The 23115-nt window shown below is 71.4% G+C and carries 23 protein-coding genes and 3 tRNA genes; 12 read left to right on the forward strand and 14 right to left on the reverse strand.

The features are described 5' to 3' along the window. Positions 1-5: 5 nt before the first annotated feature. The 6 genes from rplA to B7K25_RS07540 all read right to left on the reverse strand — a co-directional run bounded on the left by rplA (position 6) and on the right by B7K25_RS07540 (position 3595). On the reverse strand, positions 6-704 hold the full coding sequence (rplA, locus tag B7K25_RS07515; protein ID WP_084105113.1) for a 50S ribosomal protein L1: 699 nt from the start codon (positions 702-704) through the stop codon (positions 6-8). A gap of 61 nt (positions 705-765) precedes the next feature. Beyond that, positions 766-1197: a 50S ribosomal protein L11 gene (rplK, locus tag B7K25_RS07520; protein WP_084105114.1), complete on the reverse strand. Its 432-nt coding sequence runs from the start codon at positions 1195-1197 to the stop codon at positions 766-768. A gap of 60 nt (positions 1198-1257) precedes the next feature. After that, a complete protein-coding gene (gene nusG, locus B7K25_RS07525) occupies positions 1258-2112 on the reverse strand; it encodes a transcription termination/antitermination protein NusG (protein ID WP_084105115.1) in 855 nt (284 codons plus the stop codon). 26 nt (positions 2113-2138) lie between these two features. Then, positions 2139-2396: a preprotein translocase subunit SecE gene (secE, locus tag B7K25_RS07530; protein WP_084105116.1), complete on the reverse strand. Its 258-nt coding sequence runs from the start codon at positions 2394-2396 to the stop codon at positions 2139-2141. A gap of 55 nt (positions 2397-2451) precedes the next feature. Further along, positions 2452-2524, reverse strand: a tRNA-Trp gene (locus B7K25_RS07535). 237 nt (positions 2525-2761) lie between these two features. Continuing rightward, positions 2762-3595, reverse strand: a complete 834-nt coding sequence (locus B7K25_RS07540) for a type IV toxin-antitoxin system AbiEi family antitoxin domain-containing protein (RefSeq protein ID WP_084105117.1) — start codon at positions 3593-3595, stop codon at positions 2762-2764. A 236-nt stretch (positions 3596-3831) separates the two neighbouring features. Here B7K25_RS07540 and B7K25_RS07545 point away from each other — a divergent pair, with 236 nt between their 5' ends. The 10 genes from B7K25_RS07545 (at position 3832) to B7K25_RS07590 (ending at position 15346) form a co-directional block, all read left to right on the forward strand. Then, positions 3832-5034, forward strand: coding sequence for a pyridoxal phosphate-dependent aminotransferase (locus tag B7K25_RS07545; protein WP_371328292.1), 1203 nt, complete (start codon positions 3832-3834; stop codon positions 5032-5034). A gap of 190 nt (positions 5035-5224) precedes the next feature. Next, on the forward strand, positions 5225-6124 hold the full coding sequence (locus tag B7K25_RS07550; protein WP_084105118.1) for an ABC transporter ATP-binding protein: 900 nt from the start codon (positions 5225-5227) through the stop codon (positions 6122-6124). Continuing rightward, entirely contained in the window at positions 6121-6936 is an 816-nt protein-coding gene (locus B7K25_RS07555) for an ABC transporter permease (protein WP_084105119.1), read from the forward strand. The genes B7K25_RS07550 and B7K25_RS07555 overlap by 4 nt, the downstream gene beginning before the upstream one ends. 61 nt (positions 6937-6997) lie before the next feature. Then, complete coding sequence (locus tag B7K25_RS07560; protein WP_084105120.1) at positions 6998-7750, forward strand: hypothetical protein; 753 nt, start codon at positions 6998-7000, stop codon at positions 7748-7750. A 34-nt stretch (positions 7751-7784) separates the two neighbouring features. Next, a complete protein-coding gene (locus tag B7K25_RS07565) occupies positions 7785-9239 on the forward strand; it encodes a cell wall metabolism sensor histidine kinase WalK (RefSeq protein WP_159450155.1) in 1455 nt (484 codons plus the stop codon). Positions 9240-9244: 5 nt separating this feature from the next. After that, positions 9245-9898, forward strand: a complete 654-nt coding sequence (locus tag B7K25_RS07570) for a response regulator transcription factor (protein WP_084105122.1) — start codon at positions 9245-9247, stop codon at positions 9896-9898. Positions 9899-9955: 57 nt separating this feature from the next. Beyond that, a complete protein-coding gene (locus B7K25_RS07575) occupies positions 9956-11230 on the forward strand; it encodes a sensor histidine kinase (RefSeq protein ID WP_084105123.1) in 1275 nt (424 codons plus the stop codon). Beyond that, positions 11227-11919, forward strand: a complete 693-nt coding sequence (locus B7K25_RS07580; RefSeq protein WP_200807880.1) for a response regulator transcription factor — start codon at positions 11227-11229, stop codon at positions 11917-11919. The genes B7K25_RS07575 and B7K25_RS07580 overlap by 4 nt, the downstream gene beginning before the upstream one ends. A 134-nt stretch (positions 11920-12053) precedes the next feature. Continuing rightward, positions 12054-12797 carry an ABC transporter ATP-binding protein gene (locus B7K25_RS07585; RefSeq protein WP_084105124.1) on the forward strand — a complete coding sequence of 248 codons (744 nt, stop codon included), beginning with the start codon at positions 12054-12056 and terminating at the stop codon, positions 12795-12797. A 5-nt stretch (positions 12798-12802) separates the two neighbouring features. Continuing rightward, a complete protein-coding gene (locus B7K25_RS07590) occupies positions 12803-15346 on the forward strand; it encodes an ABC transporter permease (protein WP_084105125.1) in 2544 nt (847 codons plus the stop codon). 160 nt (positions 15347-15506) lie between these two features. On the opposite strand, the gene B7K25_RS07595 is transcribed toward B7K25_RS07590, so the two are convergent. Together B7K25_RS07595 and B7K25_RS07600 are read right to left on the reverse strand one after the other, a co-directional pair. After that, positions 15507-16580, reverse strand: coding sequence for a UDP-N-acetylmuramate dehydrogenase (locus tag B7K25_RS07595; RefSeq protein ID WP_084105126.1), 1074 nt, complete (start codon positions 16578-16580; stop codon positions 15507-15509). A 23-nt stretch (positions 16581-16603) separates the two neighbouring features. After that, positions 16604-17956: an MFS transporter gene (locus B7K25_RS07600; protein ID WP_084105127.1), complete on the reverse strand. Its 1353-nt coding sequence runs from the start codon at positions 17954-17956 to the stop codon at positions 16604-16606. Positions 17957-18127: 171 nt separating this feature from the next. Here B7K25_RS07600 and B7K25_RS07605 point away from each other — a divergent pair, with 171 nt between their 5' ends. Further along, entirely contained in the window at positions 18128-19168 is a 1041-nt protein-coding gene (locus tag B7K25_RS07605) for a LacI family DNA-binding transcriptional regulator (RefSeq protein WP_159450156.1), read from the forward strand. 4 nt (positions 19169-19172) lie between these two features. Here B7K25_RS07605 and B7K25_RS07610 read toward each other — a convergent pair whose 3' ends face one another. The 6 genes from B7K25_RS07610 to B7K25_RS07635 form a co-directional block, all read right to left on the reverse strand. Next, positions 19173-19604 carry a MaoC family dehydratase gene (locus B7K25_RS07610; protein ID WP_084105129.1) on the reverse strand — a complete coding sequence of 144 codons (432 nt, stop codon included), beginning with the start codon at positions 19602-19604 and terminating at the stop codon, positions 19173-19175. Then, positions 19601-20047 carry a MaoC family dehydratase N-terminal domain-containing protein gene (locus B7K25_RS07615; protein ID WP_084105130.1) on the reverse strand — a complete coding sequence of 149 codons (447 nt, stop codon included), beginning with the start codon at positions 20045-20047 and terminating at the stop codon, positions 19601-19603. Before B7K25_RS07615 ends, B7K25_RS07610 begins: the two co-directional genes overlap by 4 nt. Before the next feature lie 50 nt (positions 20048-20097). Next, positions 20098-21063, reverse strand: a complete 966-nt coding sequence (locus tag B7K25_RS07620) for an endonuclease/exonuclease/phosphatase family protein (protein WP_144018922.1) — start codon at positions 21061-21063, stop codon at positions 20098-20100. A gap of 82 nt (positions 21064-21145) precedes the next feature. Continuing rightward, positions 21146-21310 (reverse strand): 50S ribosomal protein L33, encoded by a 165-nt coding sequence (gene rpmG, locus B7K25_RS07625; RefSeq protein WP_042213233.1) that lies wholly within the window; start codon positions 21308-21310, stop codon positions 21146-21148. 61 nt (positions 21311-21371) lie between these two features. Further along, positions 21372-21445, reverse strand: a tRNA-Met gene (locus B7K25_RS07630). Positions 21446-21498: 53 nt separating this feature from the next. After that, positions 21499-21574, reverse strand: a tRNA-Thr gene (locus tag B7K25_RS07635). Between the two features lie 97 nt (positions 21575-21671). Here B7K25_RS07635 and B7K25_RS07640 point away from each other — a divergent pair. Next, positions 21672-23060: a winged helix-turn-helix domain-containing protein gene (locus tag B7K25_RS07640; protein WP_159450157.1), complete on the forward strand. Its 1389-nt coding sequence runs from the start codon at positions 21672-21674 to the stop codon at positions 23058-23060. Positions 23061-23115 lie beyond the last annotated feature (55 nt).

Raw genomic sequence — 23115 nt, forward strand, 5'->3', positions numbered from 1 at the left:
TGGGGCTACTTCTCGGGCTTGGCGAGCGCGTCCACCGGAATGCCGGGGCCCTGCGTCGCGGAGATCGAGGCCTTGATGATGTAGCGGCCCTTCGAGGCGGAGGGCTTGACGCGCTGGACCTCGTCCAGCACGGCCTGGAAGTTCTCGAGCAGCTTCTCGTCGCCGAACGACGCCTTGCCCAGCACGGTGTGCAGGTTGGCGTGCTTGTCGACGCGGAACTCGATCTTTCCGCCCTTGATGTCGGACACGGCCTTCGCCACGTCCATCGTCACGGTGCCGGTCTTGGGGTTCGGCATCAGGCCACGGGGACCGAGCACGCGGCCGAGGCGGCCGACCTTGCCCATGAGGTCCGGGGTGGCGACGACGGCGTCGAAGTCCTGACGGCCGCCGACGACCTCCTCGATCAGCTCGTCGCCACCGACGATGTCCGCGCCCGCCTCGCGAGCGGCGTCTGCCTTGTCACCGTTGGCGAAGACCAGGACCCGAGCGGTCTTGCCGGTGCCGTGAGGCAGGATGACGGTGGAGCGAACAGCCTGGTCCGCGTGACGGGGGTCGACGCCGAGCTTGAACACGACGTCGATGGTCGAGTCGGTGTTCTTCGAGGACGTCTTCTGCGCGAGGCGCACGGCCTCGAGCGGGGTGTACAGCTGGGTGCGGTCGACGAGCTGCGCCGCATCCTTGAAAGCCTTGGAGCGCTTGGTCATCTGCTTTTCTCTTTCTCGCAGTCGTGGTGCGGGGCAGCGCGCCCCCTCCCACTGGTGGTACTTAGTTGACGGTGATGCCCATCGAGCGCGCGGTGCCCGCGATGATCTTCGCGGCGGCGTCGATGTCATTGGCGTTGAGGTCGGCCATCTTCTGCTCGGCGATCTCACGCACCTGAGCCTCGGTGAGCGAGCCCACCTTGTCGGTGTGCGGAACGCCGGAGCCCTTGGCGACGCCAGCGGCCTTCTTGATGAGCTCTGCGGCCGGCGGGGTCTTCGTGATGAACGTGAAGGAGCGGTCCTCGTAGACCGTGATCTCCACGGGGATCACATTGCCGCGCTGCGACTCGGTAGCCGCGTTGTAGGCCTTGCAGAACTCCATGATGTTGACGCCGTGCTGACCGAGGGCGGGGCCCACGGGCGGCGCAGGGTTGGCGGCGCCGGCCTGGATCTGGAGCTTGATCAGACCAGCGACCTTCTTCTTCGGTGCTGCCATGATTGTTCGGGTCCTTCTGTGTTGTGATGGCGGCGGTTGCCGCCTGGTGTGCTGGGAGGCCTAGATCTTGGTGACCTGGGTGAACCCCAGCTCGACCGGGGTCTCCCGGCCGAAGATGGAAACGAGGACGTGGAGCTTCTGGGACTCCACGCTGATCTCGGAGATGGTGCCGGGCAGGGTCGCGAACGGGCCGTCGATGACGGTGATCGACTCGCCGACCTCGAAGTCCACCTCGACGGGCTTGGCCTTGGCGGCCTGCTCGGGCTCGGACGCGGCCGACTGGGGCTGCGAGGGAGCGAGCATGCCGTAGACCTCGTCGAGCGTGAGCGGCACGGGCTGCTGGGCGTGGCCGACGAAGCCGGTGACGCCGGGCGTGTTGCGGACGGTGCCCCAGGACTCGTCGGTGAGGTGCATGCGCACCAGGACGTATCCGGGCATCCGGACGCGGGTGACGATCTTGCGCTGGCCGTTCTTCACCTCGGCGACGTCCTCCATGGGGACCTCGACCTGGAAGATGAAGTCCTCCATGTGGAGCGACTCGCGGCGGTGCTCGATGGCCTGCTTCACGCGCTTCTCGTGTCCCGAGTAGCTGTGGACGACGTACCAGTCGCCCTCCTGCATGCGCAGCTCGAGACGGAAGTCCTCGGCGGGGTCGACGGGAGCGTCCTCGACGGCGATCGCCTCAGCGGTCTCGGCCTCGATCACGTCCTCGGTCGGGTCGCCGGGGACGGTGTCGTCATCGCCCTCGATGACGGCGTCCTCGGGGGCGTCGCTGAAGGTCGCCTCGTCGACGGCGGGCGTGGTCTCGTCGTCCGAACCCTCGGCGGCCTCCTGGGCGCGCTCTGTGGCGTCGGCGATGTCAGCCACGAGCTCGTCCAGCTTGTCGCCGGCGGCGTCGAGCTTGTCGTCACTCACTCGTCATCACTTCCTTCTCGAGGCGGCTATCCGCCGAAGACCCAGGCAGAGGCCCAGTTGAACACGAAGTCCAGGCCGAACACGATGAGCATCATCACCGCGACGAAGGCCAGCACGATCCAGATGTAGCGGATCAGCTCCTCGCGGGTGGGGGTGACCACTCGCTTCAGCTCGGAGATCACCTGGCGCACGAACAGCGCGATCCGTCCGAAGAAGCCGCGACCTTCACGGCTCTCGTGCCGCGGGTCCTTCTCTCCGGAATCCGTCACGGCAGATTCGCTCACCGGGAAGTCCTTCGCTTGGGGGTTTCGTTTGCGGGCGCGGACGCGCCGCGCTCAGCAGGGCAGGAGGGACTCGAACCCCCAACCGTCGGTTTTGGAGACCGATGCGCTACCAATTGCGCCACTGCCCTTCGGGAGCGTTGGGACTCCCATCGGCGATCCGATGACCCGTGCCGGGGCGCGAGTCATCATGACGACCGTCAATCGCCGAACTGCAATGGTACGGGTTCCTGGCCAGGAAAGCGAACCCAGCCCGCGCATCGGCCGCCGAGCCGAGCCGCACACGCGTATCTCAGGCACCTCTCACGGTACTCCCGTGGCGACGCGCCCTCGGGCGCGCGCTGACGGGACGATCCTTCATCGTCCCGCTACTCGTGAAGGTGCTCGAGCACGGAGTCGCCGACGTGCACCGCGCCCTCGCCCAACAGCTCGGTCGCCGCGAACCGGAGCACCGGCATCCCGGATCGCGTGACGCGCCGGTCCCGTCTGCGGTCCCGCTTGAACTGCTCGGGGTCGCTGTGGAAGGCACGCCCATCCACCTCGACGACGACGCGGCCCTCCACCACGAGGTCCACCCGCCCCACCCCGGCGATGAACCGTTGGGGGTGGACCGCGAGGCCCCGTTCAGCGCAGTCAAGCCGTGCGAGCGTCTCGCCAGGCGACTCCGCACGCCCATCCATGTGGGCCAGCAGCCACCCTCGACGCTCCCGAGAGCTCGCGGTGAAGGCCGCGATCTGATTGGGGCGCACCAGCCCCTGGTGAAGCGCCGAGTCGACCGCGATCAGGTGATCGCGTGCGCTGAGACAGCGGCCTGCGACGTCCAGCGCCCGCTCGACGGGTTCGCACGGCACCAGCCCTTGCCCCGGCTGCACGGCGTTCACGTGGTGGAGCGTCATCGCCCTCAGGTCGCGACCCTGGCGCGAGAAGGAGTGCGGCACGGTGACGTGCGGCTCCCGGTACCGTCTCCGCAACGCCACCCCGTGCCGAGCGAGCGCGCTCACGCAGGAGATGGACCCGTGGAGGTTCACCGCTGCTAGGACATCCCGATCCGCGCCCGGGAGGCAGTAGACGCCCCTGCGCGCCCGCACCACAGCGCCGGTGGCGACCGAATCCTCGAGCGACTCGCGGGTGACGCCAGCCGCTCGCAAGGTCGCGGTCCGGGCGGCACCGCCGCGAGCGGCCAGGGCTCCGACGGCATCCATGGGTCGACCCTGCCGCATACGAGCCGAGCGTGGGCGAGCGTGGTGACACCTGTGGACAACGGGTAACCGGCCTCGCGTCGTCCACAGCCGAGGGAGGAACGGGATCTTCGCGAAATGTCCCGTGGACGCGTGGCGCGCCGCGTGTTGTGACGGGACGATGCGGGAATCTCCCGCTGGCGCGTGGGCCGTGCGTCGGACGGGTGCCCGAGCGCGCTCGACATGGAAGAATCGCAGCCGTGACCTCCAAGAACCGCGTCTCCGCCCGCCTCGGCGCCATCGCGCCGTCCGCCACCCTTGCCGTCGATGCCAAGGCCAAGGCCCTCAAGGCCGCCGGCCGCCCGGTCATCGGGTTCGGCGCGGGAGAGCCGGACTTCCCGACGCCGCAGTTCATCGTGGACGCCGCCGTCGAGGCCGCCAAGGACCCGAAGAACCACCGCTACACGCCCGCCTCGGGGCTGCCCGAGCTGCGCCAGGCGATCGCGGACAAGACCCTGCGCGACTCCGGCTACGAGATCGACCCCGCGACCACGCTGGTGTCCAACGGCGGCAAGCAGGCCGTCTTCCAGGCCTTCGCGGCGATCCTCGACCCGGGCGACGAGGTCATCCTGCCCGCGCCGTACTGGACCACCTATCCCGAGGCCATCTCGCTCACGGGCGCGACCCCGGTCGAGGTGTTCGCCGGCGCGGACCAGGACTACCTCGTCACGGTCGAGCAGCTCGAGGCCGCCCGCACCGACGCGACCAAGGCGCTGCTGTTCTGCAGCCCCTCGAACCCCACGGGCGCCGTCTACTCCCCCGAGCAGACCAAGGCCATCGGCGAGTGGGCGCTCGAGCACGGCATCTGGGTCATCACCGACGAGATCTACGAGCACCTGCTCTACGACGGCGCCCGGTTCACGCCGATGCTGTCCGTGGTCCCGGACCTCGCCGACACCTGCATCGTCCTCAACGGCGTCGCCAAGACCTACGCGATGACCGGTTGGCGCGTGGGTTGGATGGTGGGACCGACCGACGTCATCAAGGCCGCGACCAACTTCCAGAGCCACCTCACGAGCAACGTCGCCAACGTCTCGCAGCGCGCCGCCATCGCCGCGCTGCAGGGCGGCCTGGAGGAGGTCGAGCAGATGCGCGAGGCCTTCGACCGCCGCCGCCGGACCATGGTCGACATGCTGCGCGCGATCGACGGCTTCGAGGTGCCGACCCCGACCGGTGCCTTCTACGCGTACCCGTCGGTCGAGGGCGTGCTCGGCCGCGAGATCCGCGGCAAGGTGGCGAGCACCTCCGCAGAGCTCGCGACGATCATCCTCGAGGAGGCCGAGGTCGCGATCGTGCCCGGTGAGGCCTTCGGCCCGTCGGGCTACGCGCGCCTGTCGTACGCCCTGGGCGACGACGACCTCGCGGAGGGCGTCGGCCGCATCCAGGCGCTCCTCGCGGAGTAGCGCCGCCGCAGCGCCGATGCGCGGGCTGGGTCCCCGCCCCTCCTCACCGTGGGGAGGGGTCGCCGAGGAGGGACTGTGCGCATCGTCCTGACGGACGACGCGACCGAGGCGAGATCTCGGCCGCTCGGCGACCACCGCATCGGCCGTCCGGGCGACGCGGCACCCAGGCACGCGGGCTAGCCTCGGGACCATGAACGACGCAGCGATCTCCGTCTCCGGCCTGCGCAAGACCTACGGCGAGGTACACGCCGTCGACGGCCTCGACCTCGAGATCCGCCGCGGCGAGGTCTTCGCTCTCCTGGGCCCCAACGGCGCCGGCAAGTCCACCACCGTCGAGATCCTCGAGGGGTTCCGCAAGCGCACGGCGGGAGAGGTCGAGGTGCTCGGCCAGGACCCGCAGCGGGCGGACCGGCGCTTCCGCGAGCGCATCGGCGTCATGCTCCAGAACACGTCGGGCCGCTCCTTCCTCACGGCGCGCGAGTCCCTGCACCACGCCGCGAAGCTCTACCCCCGGCCCCGGGACGTCGACGAGACCCTGGCCGCGGTGGGCCTCGAGGAGAAGGCCAACGTCAAGCCGCAGCTGCTGTCGGGGGGCCAGCGCCGGCGCCTCGACGTCGCCCTCGCGGTGATCGGCCGCCCCGAGCTGATCTTCCTCGACGAGCCCACCACCGGCTTCGACCCCGAGGCCCGGCGGCAGTTCTGGCGGCTCATCGAGTCCCTCACCGAGGGCGGGACCACGATCGTGCTGACGACGCACTACCTCGACGAGGCCGACTACCTGGCGCACCGCATCGGCATCATCGCCCGCGGCTCCCTGGTCGCGCTCGACACCCCGGCGGGCCTGCGCGCACGCGCCAAGGCCGCCCACGTCACCTGGCTCGAAGGCGGCGAGGCCCGGGAGCACGCCACGAGCGAGCCCAGCGCCTTCCTGCGCGACCTGCTCGCGCGCCACGACGGCGAGGTCGAACGGCTCGAGGTGCGCCACCCGTCGCTCGAGGACGTGTACCTCGACCTCGTCGGGCTGGGCGGCGTGGCCACGAGCGAGTCGACCGGCGCTGCGCCGGCCGACGCCGAGGAGGCCACCGCATGACCGCCACCGTCACGTCCCCCAGCTGGGTCAGCCTCGCGCTCGACCGCCTCGTGGTCGACCTCAAGGACTTCACCCGGTCGCGCGAGCAGATGATCTTCATCTTCGCGTTCCCGATGCTGCTGCTCGCGATGTTCGGGGCGATCTTCGGCGGCCAGACGCTGGGCGACACCGGGGTGACCTTCTCGCAGTACCTCATGGCCGGCATGGTCGCGTCGGGCATCCTCAACACGGGCTTCCAGTCCCTCGCGATCTCCATCGCGATCGACCGCGACGAGGACGTCCTCAAGCGCATCCACGCGACCCCGCTGCCGGCCACGGCGTTCTTCGCGGGCAAGATCGCGCAGATCCTCATCGTGTCCGCGGTGCAGGTCGCCATCCTCGTCGCGATGGGCGTGCTGCTGTACGACGTCCAGCTGCCGTCCGCAGCTCAGTGGGGCACGTTCGCGTGGGTGTTCGCGCTCGGCACGGCCGCCGCGACCACGCTTGGCATCGCGACCAGCTCGCTGCTGCGCAACGCCAAGGCGGCCTCCGCGATCCTCACACCCATCGTGCTGTTCCTGCAGTTCACGTCGGGAGTGTTCTTCGTCTTCACGCAGCTGCCGCTGTGGCTCCAGAACGTCGCGTCCGTGTTCCCCCTCAAGTGGCTCGCCCAGGGCATGCGGTCCGTGTTCCTGCCTGAGTCGTTCGAGGCGCAGGAGGCTGCCGGCAGCTGGCAGCACGGCCTCACGGCCGTGATCCTCGTGGTCTGGGCGGTGATCGGCCTGGTGGTCGCCGTGCGCACCTTCCGGTGGCAGCGACCGGAGGACCGGTAGGGCCGATGCGCGTGCGGCTTTCTGAGAGCAGGCTCAGCACGAGCGCGGGAGACTGTGGCGCATGAGCGCACCGAGCATCCGTACCGTGGCGGTGGCTGCCGGGTTCCTCGGCGTCAGCATGATCGTCGCGGGAGCCGCGACCGCCATGACCGTCGACACGCCCGACGAGCCGATCGCCAACGCCGTGACGGTCGAGACGCCCGCAGCCGACGTCGCCGCCGCCGTCCCCGCGGAGCCCGTCGAGGTCGGCCTCGAGCCGATCGAGTGCACCGACGACGGCTCGTGCGGCCCGAAGCCCGCGGCCGCGGCCCCCGCCGAGCAGACCTCGGCGCAGGCCCCCAAGGACGAGCCCGCCACCCCCGTCGCGAAGGTCGCAGCAGCCGAGCCCGAGGTCGAGTGCACCCTGCCCGAGCGCCCGACGAAGCCCTCTGACGGGGACTGGGAGGGCTGGAAGTCGCAGCTGCACGCGTGGTTCGACGACGTCAAGGCTGCCGCCGAGGCCTGCGACCTCGACCGCTCCGAGTGGCGCGCGCTGTTGGGCGAGTCCGCCTGGAAGGACTTCGAGAGCTGCCGCAAGGACCGCGAGAGCGGCGAATGGTCGCGCTCCGACACGTCCGAGCGCGCCACGTCGGACGACGAGCGTGGATGGTGGTCGAAGGACCGCGACGAGTCGCGGGACCGATCGGTCGAGCGCAGCCGCGACGGACGCGGTGACGGCGACCGCTCGGGCGACCGCGACCGCTGGCGCGACCGCGATGGCTGGGGCGATGGCGACCGCGGCACCCGCGCGGAGTCCGGCGACCGCCGCCGCTGAGCCCTCACGCTCCAGCGGGAGCCGGCGCGGTAGCGTGACGGGCGAGGAGGGTCCCATCGCGCAGCTGCTCCGCACGCTCACGCGCCCCGCCCGAGGGATGTCGGTCAGGGCGCGCGTGCTCGCGTACCTGGTGGGCCTCACCGCGCTCGCGCTGACCGTCGCCGGCGTCACCGCCTACGTCATCGAGCGGACCAGGATCGACGCCTCGATCACCGAGGGGATCAGCCTGCGCACCCAGGCCTTCATCGAGCTCGCGCAGGAGCCGGACCCGACCACGGGCGAGCCGTACGCCTCCTCGGACGACCTCATGCGCGAGGCGATGATCCGCGTGGTCGCGACGCCCACGGAGAGCGCCGTCGCGCACACCGGAACCATCGCGCGCTTCGTCCCGTCCAACCCCAACCGCCTGCGCCTCGAGGACGACGCCGAGTTCCTGGCCATCGCCGCCGAGAACGCGACGGAGGTGGTGCGCGTCCGCTCCGCCGGCACGGACATGGCCGACTATCGATACGCGGCGGTGCCCATCGTCGAGCCCGACGGCGAGGTCGTGGGCGTCTTCACCATCGCGACGGACCGCGGGGCTCAGATGTCGAGCCTCCAGGAGACGTTCACCGTCTACGCGCTCGTCGCGGTCCTCGCGCTCGCGATGATCGGCGTGGTGGCGTGGACCACCGTGGGGCGCATGCTGCGACCCATCACCGTGCTCCAGGAGAAGGCCCGGCACATCAACGAGCACGGGCTCGCCGAGCGCATCCCCGTCACCGGTCACGACGACCTCGCGCTGCTGACGCGCACGGTCAACGGCATGCTCGACCGGCTCGAGCGGGCCTTCGCGGACCAGCGCCAGCTGCTCGACGACGCGTCCCACGAGCTGCGCACCCCGCTCGCGATCATGCGCACCAACCTCGAGCTCATCGAGCCGCGCGATCCCGACGAGGTGCAACGCACGCAGCGCGACCTGCTCGAGGAGGTCGGCATGATGTCGCGCCTCGTCGACGACCTGGTGACGCTGGCGAAGTCCGACCGCCCCGAGTTCGTCATGCGCGAGCAGGTTGACCTGGGTGAGCTGACGCTGCAGACCTTCACGCGCGCTCAGGCGCTGGGCAACCGCGACTGGCGCCTCGAGTCGGTCGGGCGTGGCCCGGTCATCGTCGACGCGCAGCGCATCACGCAGGCCTGGCTCCAGCTCGCGGCGAACGCGGTCAAGTTCTCGGAGCCAGGGTCCGTGGTGGCGCTCGGGACCGCCGTCGAGGGTCGCGAGGTGCACCTGTGGGTGCGCGACGAGGGGATCGGCATCGCGCCCGAGGACCAGGCGCGCATCCTCGAGCGCTTCAGCCGGGTCAACCCCGAGGCCGAGGGCGCGGGGCTCGGGCTTCCGATCGCCTCCGCCATCGCGACGGCGCATGGTGGGAGAATCGCGGTCGACTCGACGCTCGGCGAGGGCTCCGCCTTCGCGCTCATCATCCCAAGGAAGGGAGAGGCCCCGTGATTCGCATGCTGCTCGTCGAGGACGAGGATCGCCTCATCGCGACGCTCACGAAGGGGCTGCGCACCGCGGACATCGACGTCGCGAGCGCACGCACCGGCCGCGACGGTCTGCGCATGGCCCTCGAGGACGGCTTCGACATCATGGTCCTCGACATCGGGCTGCCCGACCAGGAGGGCTTCACGGTGCTGCGCAAGCTCCGTGCGGCCGGCTCCGACCTGCCCGTCATCATCCTCACGGCACGCTCGAGCGCCGAGGACACCGTGCGCGGACTGGAGCGCGGCGCGGACGACTACATGCCCAAGCCGTTCTCGTTCGACGAGCTGGTGGCGCGCATCCGCCTGCGCGCGCGGGTCGCCGACGAGGTGGCCGCCACCGACTCGCGCACCCTCACGGTGGGCCGATGCGAGCTCGACCCCGTCGAGCGCACGCTCGTGTGCGACGGCGTCGAGATCCCGCTCAGCCCGCGCGAGTTCCAACTCGCGCAGCTGCTGATGTCCCGCCCGGGCGAGGTCATCGCGCGCGCCGAGGCGCTCGAGGAGGTCTGGGGAGGCGCGGCGAAGGACAACGTGCTGGACGTCTACATCCGCTACCTGCGTGCTCACCTCGGACCCGACGCCATCGAGACCGTGCGCGGGGTCGGGTACCGCTTCGTCGGCTGAGCGCATCGGCCGACCGGCCGATGCGGGCGTGGGCGGCCGGGCCTACGCTGGGGGGCCATGGACGTCAGGCCCCCACGGTGGAACGATGCGCTGATCGCAGCTGGGCTGTTGCTGCTCGGCGTCATCTGGGCCGCCTCACTCGACTCCGCGGAGATCCTCGCCGCTTCGCGCGAGATGGACGCGCTGGGGTACACGCTGCTCGTCAGCCAGGTGATCCCGCTCATCTGGAGGCAACGCTTCCCCCGCGCGGTCCTATGGATCACGAGCGCGGTGTGGTTCGTGACGGCTGGGCTGGGCTACGAGGCGGGGCCGGCGATGCTCGCGATCTTCGTCGCGATCTACGGGCTCGCGTCCTACGCGCCGCGCTGGACCGCGATCCGCCACGGCGCGGTGCTGCTGGGGCTCATGATGGCGTGGACGGCCGTCGGGGTGACCACCTACGACTCGATCCCCTGGTCCGCTCTCGTCGCCGTCCCCATCGGCATCCTGATCCCGTTCGCGCTCGGGGTGACCGACAAGCGTCGGCGCGCCCGCGTGACCGAGCTCGAGATCGCCACCGTGCGCCGCGAGCAGGCCGGCTTCGAGGCCGCGACGGACGCGGTGCGCGCCGAGCGTGCCCGCATCGCGCGCGAGCTGCACGACGTGGTCGCGCACGAGATCACGGTGATGACGCTGCAGGCGGAGGGCGCGCGCCGGCGCTTGGCGGGCGACGACCCGGAGCTGCAGGAGACCCTCGGCACCATCGCCTCGTCCGGCCGCAAGGGGCTTGAGGAGATGCAGCGGATGATCGGCGTGCTGCGCGCATCCGAACAGGAGGCCAACGAGCGCGCCGACGTGGACCGTGCCCTCGCGGCCGGCTACGCCCCGTCCCGCGCCTCGGGGCTCGACGGGCTGTCGCCGATGCCGTCCCTCGCGGCGCTGCCAGGCCTGGTGCGCCACGTCCAGGACTCCGGGCTTCCCGTCACCCTCGAGATCTCGGGCAACGCGCACGTGCCGGCCGGCGTCGAGGTGAGCGCGTACCGCATCGTCCAGGAGGCGCTGACGAACGCGCTCAAGCACGCGGGGCCCGGCGCGAGCGCCGAGGTCACGGTCAAGCGCACCGTCGACGCCGTGCACATCACCGTCGTCGACGATGGCCGCGGAGCCGCCGAGGGCACCCGCCTGCCCGGCGGCCACGGCCTCGCCGGCATGGCCGAGCGCGTCCAGGCGCTCGGCGGCGCGCTGTCGCACGGCCCGCGCCGCGGCGGCGGGTTCCAGGTGCACACGGTGCTGCCCTCAGGAGACGATCAGGTGGCCGGCCCCGCGCCGGCGACGGAAGGAGCGAGCGCGTGATCCGAGTGGCGCTGGTCGACGACCAGGCGATGGTGAGGGTGGGTCTGAGGATGATCCTCGATGCCGAGGCGGACATCGAGATCGTGGGCGAGGCAGCCGACGGGGCCGATGCCGTGGCGCTCGTGCGTGACAACGCCCCCGACGTGGTGCTCATGGACATCCGCATGCCCGGCGTCGACGGGCTCGCGGCCACCGAGCAGGTGCTCGCCGCGCACCCCGAGACCCGCGTGGTCATCCTCACGACGTTCGACGACGACGAGTACGTGTACGAGGCGTTGCGCGTCGGCGCCTCGGGCTTCCTGCTCAAGAGCGCGGACGGCGACACCCTCGTCAACGCCGTGCGCGTCGTCGCCGCCGGCGAGGCGCTGCTCGCCCCAGAGGTCACCCGGCGGGTCATCGAGCGCTTCTCCGCGCATCGGCCCTCCGAGCCCGGCGAGGCCGCCCCGGTGGACGCGGCCGACTACGTCCCGCCGCCCGAGGCGATCGGCGACCTGTCCGAGCGAGAGGTCGAGGTGCTCCAGCTCATGGCGCGGGGCATGTCCAACCAGGAGATCGCCCAGGAGCTGTGGGTGTCGTCGACCACGGTCAAGACGCACGTGAGCCACATCCTCACCAAGCTCGGCGTGCGCGACCGCGTGCAGGCGGTCGTCGAGGCCTACGACTCGGGGATCGTGCTGCCGCGCGGATGACCGCCGGCACCTCACGCCACCCCAGGGTCATCCCTGAGGACGAGGCCGTCGAACCGTCCTGAGGAGGGATTCCCGGCGCTCGCCCGGCCTTGGCAGACTGGTCCCCGTTCGGACCACTGACGAAAGGCCCCGCCATGACCACCACGGCAGCACCCGCGCTCGCCGCGACGATGCGAGACGGATACAAGGACTACGGGCACGGCGAGGCCGCGGTGCGCGCCCTCGACGGCATCAACGTCGACATCGCCCGCAGCGAGTTCACCGCGATCATGGGCCCCTCCGGCTCCGGCAAGTCGACGCTGCTCCACACGCTCGCCGGGCTCGACCGCCTCACCGCCGGCTCCTCGACCATCGCGGACACGACCATCACGAGCCTGTCCGAGGCGCAGATCACCGAGGTCCGCCGCAAGTTCATCGGCTTCGTGTTCCAGTCCTTCAACCTGATCCCCTCGCTGTCCGCGAAGGAGAACATCACGCTGCCGCTGGACATCTCGGGAGCGGACGTCGACCAGGCCTGGTTCGACGAGATCATCGGCATCCTCGGCCTCAAGGACCGCCTCACGCACCTTCCCGCGGAGCTGTCCGGCGGCCAGCAGCAGCGCGTCGCCGTCGCCCGCGCTCTCGTGTCGCGGCCGGAGATCATCTTCGCTGACGAGCCCTCGGGCAACCTCGACTCGCGCTCCGGCGCCGAGCTGCTGGGGTTCATGCGCCGTGCCGTCAAGGAGTTCGGCCAGACCATCGTGATGGTGACCCACGACCCGACGGCCGCCTCCTACGCGGACCGCATCCTGTTCCTCGAGGACGGGAAGATCGTCGACGAGATGCGTGAGCCCACCGCGGACCGCGTCCTCGACCGCATGAAGCAGATGGGGCACTAGTCGCGATGTTCCGGCTTGCAGTCAAGTCCGTCAGGCACAACCCGAAGAGGCTGATCCTCACCGCGATCGCGGTGGCGCTCGGCGTCTCGCTGGTGGCCGCGTCGCACACCTTCACCAACGCGCTCTCGAGCGGCTTCTCCGGGCTGTTCTCGGAGATCTACGCGGGCACCGACATCATCGTCGAGGAGGACCCCGAGGCCAGCGACGACGCCGAGGGCGACCCGTTCGCCGCCGTCGAGGCGCTGTTCACCGCGGACGACGTGGCGGCCATCGAGGCCGTGGACGGCGTCGACGTGGCGGTGGGCGGCATCCAGGTCGCCGGCTCCGTGCTGCCTCCCGCCACCGACGAGGACAGCTCCGATCCGTTCGGCGGCGCCGGCGGTCCGCCGAGCCAGCTGTTCAACTGGGCCGGCATCCCCGAGATCGACCAGTCGACGCTCGTCGACGGCCGCGGACCCGAGGCCGACGGCGAGATCGTGCTCGACATCGACTCACCCGAGCGGCTCGGCTACGCGCTGGGCGACATGGTGCGCGTCGCGACGGAGTCCGGCGTCACCGAGCTCGAGCTCGTCGGCACCGTGCAGTTCGGCGAGTCCAACAGCCTTCAGGGGGCCACGCTCGGCTACATGGCGGAGTCCCAGGCGATCGAGCTCGCCGGCAGCCCCGACTACCAGGGCGTCAACGTGCTCGTCGAGGAGGGCGCCGATGCGTCCGCCGTCGCCGCGGACATCCAGGAGGTGCTCCCCGAGGGCACGCGCGCCATCACCGGCGAGGACAAGGTGGCGGAGCAGACCGAGGCCCTCGACGACGTCCTCGGCTACGTCGACATCTTCGCGATCACGTTCGCGCTGATCTCGCTCTTCGTGGGCGCGTACATCATCGTCAATACGTTCCGCATCATCGTCACCCAGCGGACCCGCGAGTTCGGGCTCATGCGCGCGATCGGCGTGACCGGCCGCCAGGTGCGATCGATGATCCTGCTCGAGGCGCTCGTGGTCGCGGTCATCGCCTCGACGCTCGGCATCATCGCCGGCTACCTGCTGGCGCTCGCCGCGTCCTGGCTCGTGAGCATCTTCGTCGGGGACATCTTCGGGTCGATGACCCTGCCACTCGACGCGATCCTGTGGGCCTACGGGCTCGGCGCGTTGGTCACGCTCGTGTCCGCCCTGCTTCCCGCGATCCATGCGTCGCAGATCGCCCCGATGGAGGCCCTGCGCGAGTCCGCGACGAGCGGCAAGAAGCCGCTCACGACCCGCAACATCGTCGGCGGCGCGCTCGCGCTCCTGGGAGCGCTGCTCGTGGGCATCGGGCTGTACGCCGACTTCGAGCGGCCGTACATCTGGGTGGGTGCCGGCGCCGCGATGCTGGTGATCGGCGTGACCCTGCTCGCCGCCCAGGTGCTCGTGCCCATGGCGTACGGCCTGCGCACGCTGCTGACGCGGATGTTCAAGGTCGACGGCAAGCTGGCTGCGAACAACATCCGTCGCGAGCCCCGTCGCAGCGCGAACACGGCGGCGGCGCTCATGATCGGCGTCATGCTGCTCGCGCTCGTCGCGACCTTCACCGAGTCGCTCAAGACGGTCGTGACGGCGCAGTTCTCGCAGACCAGCGCGGACTTCTTCGCCTTCTCCGGGCAGGGCACCATGCCGCCCGAGGCCATCGACATCATGTCGGAGGTCGAGGGCGTCGAGCTCGTCACCAGCATCGGCGTCGGCAGCGTCGTGGTGGACGGCGTCACCCGCTCGCTGGGCGTGGTCGAGGCGGACACCATCGGCGAGGCGTTCGACTACGACGCCGAGCCGCCGCTCGCCGAGATCGACGGCGGCGTCTACATCGCTCCCCCGCTCAAGGAGGCCGGCGTCGAGGTGGGCGACGAGCTCACGCTCGAGGGGCCCGAGGGCACCGAGACGCTCGAGGTCACCGGCGAGATCCTGCTCGACGGCGACGCGAACCTCATGGTCGACTGGCCCACGGGCGAGTCGCTGCTCGGCGACGTCGAGGTCTTCCAGTCGCTCATCGTCCTCGAGGACGGCGTCGACACCCAGGAAGCGCAGACGGCGATCCAGGACGCGCTGGCGGCGGACTTCCCGCTCGTGGTGCTCCAGCAGCCCAGCCAGCTCGAGCAGTTCGCCAACCAGTTCATCGACCTGCTGCTGGGCGTCATCTCGGCGCTGCTCGCGAGCGCGCTCGTCATCGCCATCCTCGGCGTGGCGAACACGCTGCTGCTGTCGGTGACCGAGCGCACCCGCGAGATCGGGTTGCTGCGCGCCGTGGGCCTCAAGCGGTCCTCGGTGTGGCGCATGATCACCGTGGAATCGATGGTCATGGCCGTGTTCGGCACGATCCTCGGCATGATCCTGGGCGTGGGCCTGGGCGTGGCGCTCGTGCTCGCGCTCGAGGACTTCGGGTTCGACGGCGCCACCGTGCCGTGGCTGTGGCTCGGGGTCTACACCGTGCTCGCCGCCATCGCGGGCGTGCTCGCGGCGCTGTGGCCCGCGTGGAGAGCGTCGCGGCTCGACATCCTCAAGGCCATCGCGACCGACGGGTAGCCCCGCCGACCCACCGACCGAGGGGCCGATGCGCGCTCACCCGAGCGCGCATCGGCCCCTCCTCGCCCGTCCCCTCTCACCACGAAAGTGGGCCCACTTTCCTCGTCTCGCGCCCCAGGACGACGAAAGTGGGCCCACTCTCGTGGTGAGGCGAGGGCTCCTAGAGCGTCAAGCCGAGGAGCACCGGCTCGGGCACGAGCGTCACGCCGAACCGCTCGCGCACGCCGTCGCGCACCGTGCGGGCGAGCACGACCAGGTCTTCGGCGCTCGCCTGCCCACGGTTCGTCAGCGCCAGGGTGTGCTTGGTCGACAGGGACGCGGGCGCGCCGGCGCTCACGGCGAAGCCGCGCGAGAAGCCGGCGCGCTCGATGAGCCACGCGGCGGAGGACTTGACCCGGCCGTCGCCCGCGGCGAAGCGCGGCGCGTCCTCGGGAAGAGCCGCGGCGTCCGATGCGGACAGGATCGGGTTGGTGAAGAACGACCCCGCGCTCCACGTGTCGCGGTCCGCGTCGTCGAGCACCATGCCCTTGCGGCCGCGGACGTCGAGGACGGCCGCGCGCACGTCCTCGAGGGGTGCCCGCTCGCCCTCGGCCACATCGAGCGCGCCCGCGAGCTGGGCGTACCGGATGGGTGCCGACAGGGTGCCCTGGCGCATCTGCACGGTGAAGTCCAGCACCACGTAGCGCGGCGAGGGAGCCCACACCCCCGCATCGGGGGCCTCGCCGCGCATCGATCGCTTCAGGAGCGAATCTCGGTACGCGAAGCCGCAGTCGACGCGCGGCAACGAGCGCACCCGGCCCTCGAGCCGGTCCCACACCCGCACCAGCGCGACGACGTCGGCGACCTCGGCGCCGTAGGCGCCCACGTTCTGCACGGGCGTCGCCCCCGCGGACCCGGGGATGCCGCTGAGGGCCTCGATGCCCACCCAGCCCTCCGCGCACGCCCGTGCCACGACGTCGTCCCAGCGCGCGCCGGCCGTGACGGTCACCGACACCCCGCCGCACATCCCGTCGTCCTGCACGCTGATGTCCGCGCGACGATCCCGCACGACGACGCCGTCGAAGGGCTCGTCCGACGCGAGCAGGTTCGAGCCGCCGCCCAGCACGAGCAGGGGTACGCCGGCGGCGTCCGCGTCACGCACGGCGTCGATGAGGTCGCGCTCCCCCGAGGTCTCGACGAGGGTGCGCACCGGACCGCCCACGCGCAGGGTGGTGAGCTCGGACAGGCGGGTCATGGCTTCAGGCTAGTGACTGTCGGTCACTCGCCCCGCACCGGGACGTCGGGGGCGCCCGAGGCCGCGTCCGCGCCGAGCGCCACGACGGGCTCGTCCTTGTCGGCGAGGGCGAGGCGCGCGGAGCCGACCTGGCGCTCGGCCGCGCGCCGGCTGCCCCGCAGGCGGCCGTCCGTGCGGACCGCGCGGGCGAGGGCGAACGAGGTGATCGACGCGAGGCACACGACGAGCAGCGCGACGTTCATGGGCACGAGCTCGCCCAGATTGCCGATGAGGGGCGGGACCATGAGTCCCGCGACGGTCGAGAAGGAGGCGACGGCGGCGACGCGCGCCGCGGCCCGCTTGGGCTCGTCGGCCGCCGCCGAGAAGGAGATCGGCACGCCCAGAGCAGCGCCGACGCCCCACAGCATGGCCGCGAGGGGCACCACCCAGAACGCCGGAGCGAAGGCGAACAGCAGCAGCCCCGTCACCACGGACACGGCGCTCGCGCGCAGGGACACCACGCGACCGAGCCGGCCGATGATGGGGGCGCCGAACCACCGCACGGTCACCATCGACACGACGAACACCCAGTAGATGAGGTCGCCCACCGACTCGGTGCGGCCGAACTCGTCCACCACCGCGATCGACATCCACTGCGCCGCGGTCATCTCCGTCATCGAGGCCGCGAACACGATCAGGCCGATGAGGACCACGCGCCGCTCGGTGTACTCGGCGCGCGCGGTCGCGAACGGGCCACCCAGGGAGGCGCCGGCGGAGTCCGGGTCCGGCATGCCGTCCATCGCGGCGACCGGGATGATCGCCAGGCGGGCCGCGGTCGCCACCGCGGCGGCCGCGATGAAGTGCGTGACGGGCGGGACGCCGGCGTGCGACAGCAGCGCTCCGAGGCCCAGCGCCCCGGCCATGCCCACCGAGAACGCCGCATGGAACTGCGGCATGATCGCCCGGCCCATCCGCCGCTCCACGTTGGCGGCCTCGGCGTTCATCGCGACGTTGGTGAACGCGAACGAGAAGCTCACGAAGAAGTGGCCCGCCGCGAACAGCGGCCGGCTCTCGAGGACCGTCGACAGCGCGACGACGGTGAACGCGGCGAAGTGCCCGAGCGTCGACCACAGCAGCAGCGAGCGGGTGCCGAAGCGAGCCGCGGCCCAGCCGGTGACCATCAGCCCGGCGAGGGCGCCCACCGAGCCGAACACGATGAGGTTCGCGAGGCCCGACACGGAGACGTCGAGGAGGTCACGCACCGAGGGCATGCGCGACAGGAACGTCGACAGCATCGCGCCCATGAGCGCGAACAGCCCGAGCACGCCCCAGCGCGCTGAGCGCACGCGCGCGGCCGAGGGCGTGGTCGTCGGCCGGTAGCCGTAGATGAGGGGCATGACTTCCCGTCGCTCGTGCGCGCCGCCAAGGCTCGGCGGCGGGCGCCCCACCCGGGCGCACCAGGGCGCATGCCGCAGCGTGCGTCCCCGCCCGCACATTGTGCGGCTACGCTGAGGGCAGCGTCAAAACGCGAGAGAGGGGGCGCCGTGGCCGCCAGGAGAAGGCCGACGATGGCAGACGTCGCCGCGAAGGCGGGCGTGTCCCTGTCGACGGTGTCGCTCGCGTACTCGGGCGCCGGCCCCATCTCGCCCGAGATGAAGGCCCGCGTCGAGCGCGCGGCCGAGGAGCTCGACTACGCCGGCCCGTCCGCCCAGGCCCGGGCCCTGCGCTCGGGCCGCTCGCACGTGGTCGGCGTCGTCATCCACGACACCTTCACCCTCGCGTTCCGCTCCCCCTACATCCTCAACGTCATGGACGGGCTGATCTCGAAGCTCGGCGACATGGGGCTGGGCGTCCTCCTGATCCCCAACCCGCGCGAGGAGTCCGACGAGAAGTCGCTGCTGGACACCGCGCCGATGGACGCCGCCGTCGTGTTCCGCGTGCGCGACCACGACGAGCCTGCCGTCGAGAAGCTGCGCAAGCGGTCGCTGCCGTTCGTCGTGATGGACGGCGACGCTCCCCCAGGCGCGGGCCAGGTGTCGATCGACGACACCACGGCGACCGTGCAGATCATCGAGCACCTGCAGTCGCTCGGGCACGAGCGCATCGGCACCATCACCCTCCCCCACGGCCCTGGTGTCGAGACGGGCCTGCGGCCTGCCGACTACATGCCGGAGTCCGCGTGGCACCCGATGCATAACCGCCTCGAGGCGTTCCGGCTCGCGGGCGTCGAGCCGTGCGTCGTGGTCGAAGCGCGGGAGACGATGGTCGCCGAGGGCATCGCGGCCGGCCACATCGCGCTGACGCACGAGTCCCGTCCCACCGCGATCGTCGCGCAGTCCGACATCCTCGCCGGCGGCGCGATCCTTGCGGCGCGCGAGCTGGACCTCACCGTCCCGCACGACGTGTCGATCACGGGCTTCGACGGGATCGACGTGCCGTGGATCTCGCCGCTCGAGCTCACCACCGTGTTCCAGGACGGCGTCGCGAAGGGCGAGGCGCTCGCGAGCGAGGTCCAGGAGCTGCTGAGCGGCGAGACGCCGTCGCGGATCTGGATGGAGCTCGAGTTCCGCGCGGGCACCTCGACCGCGCACGTGAACCCGGAGCGCTGAGCGGCTACTCGCAGTCGACGAGCGCCTGGGCCTTGCCCAGCACCTTGGTCTCGCCGTGCGCGACCGTGAGGTCGACGCGCGCCGTGCGGCGCTCCTCGTCCAACGCGCCGATGCGCGCGCTCACCGTCACGACCGCCTCGCCCGGGTTGGGGACGGGGATGGGGCGGGTGAAGCGCACCTGGTAGTCGGAGACGTTGCCGGCTCCGGCCCACTCCTCGACCACGGAGGCGCCCACGCCCATGGTGAGCATGCCGTGCGCGATGACGCCGGGCAGCCCGACCTCCTCCGCGATGACGTCGTTGTAGTGGATGGGGTTGAAGTCGCCCGAGGCGCCCGCGTAGCGCACGAGCATGTCGCGGGTGAACGCGATCTCGCGCTCGGCGACCACCTGGCCCACCTCGAGCCCCGCGAAGCTGGGGCTGGTCGACTCGGTCATGCCGCCTCCCTCACCGCGAGCGTGCTGGTCACCGTGGAGACGGGGGCGCCGTCGGCGTCGACGAGCTCGGCGCGGGTGGTCACCATCGAGATGCCGGCGCGCTGCTTGATCTCGTCGACGTGGACCGTGGTGGTGATGACGTCGCCGGCCACGAGCGGGCGGACGTGCGTGAAGCGCTCCTCGCCGTGCACGACCATCGAGAAGTCGACGCCCACCTCGGGGTCGGTGACCACGTGGAACTCCGCGCGCTGGGCGATGACCACGGCGAAGGTGGTCGGGGCGACGAGGTCCTGGAAGCCCTCGGCCTGCGCGATCGCGACATCCCGGTGGGCGCCGGACCAGGCGTCGACGGCGTCGGCGAACTCGCGGATCTTGACCCGCGTCACCTCGTACGGCTCGAAGGGGCCGTAGCTGCGGCCCGCTGCATCTGGGTTCACTGGCACGACGCCAGCCTAGCGAAGGCTGCAGCGCCGATGCGCTCGCTGGGTCCCGCTCAGCCGTGGGAGTAGGTGACGACGAGGGCGCGGTGGTCCGCGCCCCTGACGGCTGTGGTGGTGACCGCCGTCGCGACCAGCGGGGCCTCGCGCACGAGCGCGTGGTCGATCGCGACGAGCGGGAACGGCGCCCTGCCCTGCGGGAAGGTCAGCGTCAGGCCCGAGCCGGCCTGGTCGGCAGCGTCCGCGTAGCCCAGCGCGAGGAGGTCGCGGAACGCGGCGTGGTCGCGGGTCAGGTTGAGATCGCCCAGCACGAGCGCCGGCCCCTCGACGCCGGTCAGCACGGTGGTCAGCGCCTCCGTGTCGGATGTCCACGCCTCGTGCGACAGCGCTCCCGGCGCCGCCGGGTGCGGCGCGATCACCGTGAGCGGGCCGCTCGCCGTGTCGACCTGCGCGCTCACGGTGCGGGAGACGAAGCCGTCGATCGATGCGATGTCCGCCAGCGACGAGCGCGACCACAGGCCCGTGCCGACGAACCCCGGCTCGGGGAAGGCCGCGGCATGAGGCAGTTCCGCCTCGAGGCCCGCCGCGACGAGCGCTTCGGCGGCCTCCGGCGTGAGCTCCTGCACGGCCAGCACGTCCACGTGGTGCTCGCGTACGAGCGCGACGACCTCGTCCGCATCGGCCCGGCCAAAGGTGAGGGACACGCTCGCGACCGTCAGCGCGGGGTCCTCCTCAGGCGCTGCGACGGACGTCCAGAGCGGGGCGTTCCACAGGACGACCGGGACCGCCGTCACGACCGCGACCAGGCCGAGCGCCGCCGACCTGCCGATGACCGCGAGCGCCAGCGCGATGGCGCCCACGACGAGCGCCCACGGGCTGAGCGCGACCAGCAGCGCGAACGGTCCCCTCTCGAACCCGGCCGCACGGGCGGCGACCGCCGTCGCCGCCGGCACCACCGCCACCCAGCCGAAGGCCACGGCCAGGCGCGACCCGGCGCGCGCATCGGCCCCCCGAACTGTCATGGCGAGAGTCTCGCACCCGCGCCGCGGAAAGCAGAAGGCCCGCCACCTCCGAGGAGGGGCGGGCCTTCGCGATCAGATCAGATCAGCGCGTCTCACGGTGCGCGGTGTGCTTGCCGCACTTCCGGCAGAACTTCGAGAGCTCGACGCGGTCGGGGTTGTTGCGACGGTTCTTGCGGGTGATGTAGTTGCGGTCCTTGCACTCGGTGCATGCCAGAGTGATCTTCGGACGAACGTCGTTCTTGGCCATGTCGGCTCCCAGCCTTGTGGTGACGCGCGAAGCGCGTGATCCAGGCGGAACGCCTGGAGCGTAGCGAGGGCGGGACTTGAACCCGCGACCCCACGATTATGAGTCGTGTGCTCTAACCAACTGAGCTACCCCGCCGCGAGAATGGGACCGCCGCCGTCCTCGCGAGAGGTGCGGCGGCGAGCCATCCTTGGAGCCCCGACAGGGAATCGAACCCTGGACCTTTTCCTTACCATGGAAACGCTCTGCCGACTGAGCTATCGGGGCCAGCCGGACAAGAGTACACGGCGCGAGCGCTCGTTGTGAAATCGGGCCGACGCCACCCCTCGCGGCGCTGTCAGGGCCCGCGTCTAGGGTGAGGGACGTGAGCCCTCATCACGAAGCGCAGCCCTCGGAGACGCTGAGCGCGGCGCAGGCCCGGCGCATCTTCCTGAACGCCCAGGGGCTGGCGCGACGGCGCCCCTCCCGGCGGGTGCGGGAGCGCGACTTCGCGGCCTATCTCGAGCTGCAGGGCGTGCTCCAGCTCGACACGGTGAACATCCTCGCGCGCGCCCACTACCTGCCGGTGTTCTCGCGCTACGGCGCGTACTCGACCGGTGCGCTCGACCAGTTCCTCTGGGGCGACCCGCAGGGCCACTCGCCGCACGCCTTCGAGCACTGGGGCCACGAGGCATCGGTGATGCCGTTCGACGTCCTGCCGCACATGCACCACCGCATGCAGGAGTCGACCACCTGGAAGGCACGGCGCCGGGCGTCGCTCGAGCGGGAGCGGCCAGGCCTCGTCGACCAGGTGCGAGCGATGGTCGAGACCAGCGGCCCGCTCGTGGGCGCCGACGTCGAGCACCTCGCGCCCCGGGAGGGCCCGCGCGGCCCGTGGTGGGACGACAACCAAACCAAGGACGCGCTCGAGCTGCTCTTCATCACCGGGGCGGTCGCCGCGTCCCGCGGCCGCCACTTCGCACGTACCTACGACGCGTGCTCGCGTGCGTGGGGCGCGGTGCCGGCCGATGCGCCCGTCGGCCCGGGCGAAGACGCCCACCCGTGGGGCGTCCCGGCCGCCCAGGCCCACCAGGCGCTGTTCGACCGCGCGCTGTCCGCGTGCGGGATCGGCACCGCGAAGGACCTCTGCGACCACTTCCGCCTGCCGTTCCAGGCGGGCGCGCGCACCCCTGACGTCGCGGGTGGCAAGGCCTGGGCCGCGTCGGCCGTCGAGCGCGGGATCGCGCGGTGGGTCGCCGTCGAGGGCTGGAAGGACCCCGCGCTGCTCGCCGTCGGCGAGGCCGATGCTGAGGCGCCGTGGCGCCGCGTCGCCGCGGACCCCGGCCGCGCGACGGGCGCGGCGCTGCTGAGCCCGTTCGACCCCGTGTGCTGGTTCCGCCCGCGCCTGTCGCGGATGTTCGGGATGGACTACCGGATCGAGATCTACACGCCCGAGCCCAAGCGCGTCTACGGCTACTACTGCCTGCCGCTCCTGGTGGGCGACCAGATCCCCACGCGCCTGGACCTCAAGGCGGACCGCAAGGCGGGGGTGCTGCGCGTGCTGTCGTCGTGGCGCGAGCCCGGTACCGCGCGTGGAGCGCGCCGGCTGTCGGATGAGCGCATCGCCGCGGCAGCCGCGGACGAGCTCGCGACGATGGCGTCCTGGCTGGGGCTCGACGCGATCGAGGTGCAGCCGCGGGGAGACCTCGCGCCCGCCCTGCTCGCCACGCGCGGCGTTCCACCAGGCGGGATGCCCGACGCGGCGATACTGTGAAGCCATCTGCACCGCCGCGCGCGACGTCGCGCCCGACCCCGTCGTGAAGGAGCGC

It is taken from the genome of Demequina sp. NBRC 110056, from assembly GCF_002090155.1.
GTDB lineage: Bacteria > Actinomycetota > Actinomycetes > Actinomycetales > Demequinaceae > Demequina.